Annotated in this window: 2 protein-coding genes; both read left to right on the plus strand. The window is 61.4% G+C overall.

All coding sequences use genetic code 11. The features are described from left to right. Positions 1 to 571 precede the first annotated feature (571 nt). Positions 572 to 2,752 carry a catalase/peroxidase HPI gene (gene katG, locus G3480_RS25350; RefSeq protein WP_338114222.1) on the plus strand — a complete coding sequence of 727 codons (2,181 nt, stop codon included), beginning with the start codon at positions 572 to 574 and terminating at the stop codon, positions 2,750 to 2,752. Between the two features lie 165 nt (positions 2,753 to 2,917). Beyond that, positions 2,918 to 3,607: a hypothetical protein gene (locus G3480_RS25355; protein WP_240906068.1), complete on the plus strand. Its 690-nt coding sequence runs from the start codon at positions 2,918 to 2,920 to the stop codon at positions 3,605 to 3,607. Positions 3,608 to 3,785 lie beyond the last annotated feature (178 nt).

Here is a 3,785-nt window from a genome sequence, read left to right on the forward strand (position 1 = left end):
CATCGTCACGTCTATTGCTTCGTCAAATCTGCAACAATCAAATAGCTTATGAGTGAATTATTCGCATTCGTCGCGCGCTCTAAGTCAAGAATTATTAAGAGCTAGTTCCTATACAGCGTCTTAGGGGTAGCGCCTTCGTCGGCTCCAGCAATGTCAGCCGCACCGCCCTGCCCGACAGGCTCGACTGGAAGGTCCACATCGACCGGCCCGCATCAGGCTGCAACGAGATCCGCGAGGAACACCAGGCCCTTCGCGTCTGCCCAAGACTCCCCGACGCCTGATTCGTCCTTTCGAGGCGGTCAGCGGATGTCTCTATCGCCAGGATAGGTTTTACCCAATGGATTGCCGTTGTCGATCGGCCTAGTCTCAGCTGCACAGAGTCCCCGCTAACATCCAGCCGTCTCGGCCTCAGACCACATGGGTCAAGCGCCTGCTTCAAAGCGGCCCGCAAGAACAAAAAGGGGGACCTGTGTTTACGCCCTGAAAAATGGGCTCACCACAGAGAGATGAGGAGATCGTCCCAATGCTTATGAAAGCGATTCCCGCAGCCATGCTGGCGGCCATTTTCGCCATGCCCACCGTCGCTGACGAGAACATGGCACCCGGCAAGCCGAGGCCCAACCAGTTTTGGTGGCCTGATCAGCTCGACCTTCAGCCCCTGCGCGACCACGATCCGGCGTCTAATCCCTATGGCGACGCCTTCGACTATGCCCAAGCCTTCGCCACCCTCGACCTCGAGGCCGTCAAGAAGGACCTTAAGGTGTTGATGACGACATCCCAGGACTGGTGGCCTGCCGACTTTGGCCACTATGGCCCGCTGTTCATCCGCATGGCCTGGCACAGCGCCGGCACCTACCGTGTTGCTGACGGACGCGGCGGCGCCGGCGGCGGCCAGCAGCGCTTTGACCCGCTCAATAGCTGGCCCGACAATGTCAACCTCGACAAGGCGCGGCGCCTGCTCTGGCCGATCAAGCAAAAGTACGGCCGCAACATCTCCTGGGCTGACTTGATGGTCTTGGCCGGCACCGTCGCCATGGAGGACATGGGTTTCAAGACCTTTGGCTTTGCGGGCGGCCGGGCGGACGACTGGGAGCCGGATCTCGTCTACTGGGGTCCTGAAGCCGAGATGCTAGGTCGCGAACGCTATGACAAGGAAGGAAAGTTGGAAAACCCACTCGCCGCCACCCAGATGGGCCTCATCTACGTGAACCCGGAAGGTCCGGGCGGCAACCCGGACCCTCTCGCGGCCGCCAAACAGATCCGTCAGAGCTTCGGCCACATGGCGATGAATGACGAAGAAACGGTCGCCCTGATCGCCGGCGGCCACACCTTCGGCAAGACCCATGGCGCGGGCAAACCATCCGAATGCGTGGGACCAGAGCCAGCGGGCGCCGCCACGGAGCAACAAGGTCTCGGCTGGGCCAACAAGTGCGGCAAGGGCAATGCCGAAGATACGATCGGCAGCGGCCTGGAAGGTGCTTGGACAGCAGCTCCGACGAAGTTCACGATGCTCTACTTGACCAACCTGTTCGGCTTCGAATGGGAGCAGACGCGCAGCCCCGCCGGCGCAATTCAGTGGAAGCCCAAGGATGGAGCAGGGGCGAACACAGTACCCGACGCGCACGTCGAGGGCAAAGGGCACGCACCCATGATGTTCACGACAGACCTGGCACTGAAGTTCGATCCCGCCTATCGCGAGATCTCCAAGCGCTTCCTGGAGAACCCGCAAGCCTTCGAGCTCGCTTTCGCCAAGGCGTGGTTCAAGCTGACACACCGCGACATGGGGCCCCGGGCACGCTACCTGGGCACCGAGGTACCCGACGAAATACTCATCTGGCAGGACCCAGTGCCTGAGGTCACCTACGAACGCGTCGACGCGACGGATATCGCCGATCTCAAGAAGAAGATCCTCGACTCTGGTCTTTCCACGGCCGAACTGGTGCGGACGGCGTGGGCATCGGCCGCCACCTATCGCGACTCGGACATGCGCGGTGGCGCCAACGGCGCACGCATTCGCCTAGCCCCGCAGAAGGACTGGCCGGTCAATGACCCACTCGAACTGGCGCAGGCGCTGAGCGCGCTGGAAGTCATCCAGAAGGACTTCAATGACTCGGCGCCCGACGGCAAAAAGGTATCCCTTGCCGACCTCATCGTCCTCGGCGGCGCGGCCGCCATCGAACAGGCGGCGCAGGCAGCCGGCTACGAGTTGGAGGTGCTCTTCAAGCCCGGCCGCGCGGATGCGACCCAGGAGCAGACTGATATCGAATCCTTCGCCGTCCTCGAACCGACGGCGGATGGCTTCCGCAATTACTTCGAGAGCGACAGCCGCCTGTCGCCGGCGGAAATGCTGGTCGACCGCGCGGATCTCTTAGGACTGACCGTACCGGAAATGACAGCATTGCTCGGCGGCATGCGGGCTCTGGGCGCCAACGCCGGTGGCGTCGAGCATGGCGTCTTGACTGATCGTCCCGGGACGCTGAGCAACGACTTCTTCGTCAATCTGCTCGATATGTCGACCAAGTGGTCCAAGTCCGAAGATGCGGACGGCATCTATGACGGACGCGACCGCGTCTCGGGCGAGCTGAAGTGGACGGCGTCGCCTGTGGACCTGATCTTTGGATCAAACGCAGAGCTGCGCGCCGTCGCCGAGGCCTATGCGTCGGCGGATGGTGACGAAACCTTCGTCCGCGACTTCGTCGCCGCATGGACCAAGGTGATGACGGCCGACCGCTTCGACCTGGAGAAAAGCTAGGAAAAAGGGCTCGGGTCGCGGCTGACCTAAGCCCGGCTCGAGCCCTGAGGTCGGGAACTCGGCTGCGAATCCCGATTGCGCTGCGGCCGAAGGTCAATATCCGCTGCGCTGAAGACAACAGGCCAGCGCAGGTGTGGTCTCAATCACTGGGGGTGCTCATCAATCATGAGAAAGCTCGCAGAGGCTTTGAAGCAATCACTCAAGTTTCCACAAGTCTTGATCTGGGTGCTCTGGATCCTCTTCCCGCTGTACGGTTTTTTTGCCAGCCAGGTCCTCTTGCCCCCAGAGGATGGCTATAGCCTCCACGTGGTGATGGCATCGGTCACCGGGAATCTCGCTGCCGTGGAGCCCCTCGTCTTCATGGTCTTCAATCTCCTTGGCGTGATTCCCATGACCTACGCCCTCTTGGTGCTCTTTGATGGCAAGGAGCAGCCGCTTCCTGCGTGGCCCTTCGTGATCCTGTCGTTCTTTGCCGGCGCCTTTGGCATCCTCTTCTACGTGGCACTGCGCCGCTGGGGCCAAGACGCGGAGGGAGCCAAGTCCCGTCTCCAACAGCGGCTGGACACGCGGACCGGACCGGCGATCCTCCTGATCGTCTCGATCCTCTTGGTGATCGTCGGTGCCGGTGGATCCCTCCAGGCCTACCTGGACCTGTGGCAGACCAAGCCGCTGGTCCACATCATGACCCTCGATCTGGTGCTGCTGCTCCTCGTGCTTCCATTCCTGGCGATGGACGACATGCGACGGAGAAAGGTCCACGGACGCCTCTGGAAGGTGCTCGTCGCCGTACTCCCGCTCTTTGGCGTCCTCATCTATCTGTTGGCGCGACCGCCACTCAGGGGTGCGTCGGACTGAGTTCGAGCGGCAAGGGGCAAAGGTTCCTTAGCGTCATGGACGAACCAATTCGCTTTGCAGCATGCTGGTCCAGGCCTCTCGGCCGCCCTTGTTGCTCAGGTTATAGTGGACCCGAAATTTGAGACAGCCCTCTAAGCGTAAAGTGAAGGCAAGCGGAGGGTTGAGATGACGCGCAAAC

Origin of the sequence: Thiorhodococcus mannitoliphagus (assembly GCF_010915725.1) — a bacterium.
In the GTDB taxonomy this organism is placed as follows: domain Bacteria; phylum Pseudomonadota; class Gammaproteobacteria; order Chromatiales; family Chromatiaceae; genus Thiorhodococcus; species Thiorhodococcus mannitoliphagus.

Excerpts from the sequence above, each read along its gene's own strand:
- katG (WP_338114222.1), top strand. The coding sequence starts at position 572 with ATGCCCACCGTCGCTGACGAGAACATGGCACCCGGCAAGCCGAGGCCC.
- G3480_RS25355 (WP_240906068.1), top strand. The coding sequence starts at position 2,918 with ATGAGAAAGCTCGCAGAGGCTTTGAAGCAATCACTCAAGTTTCCACAA.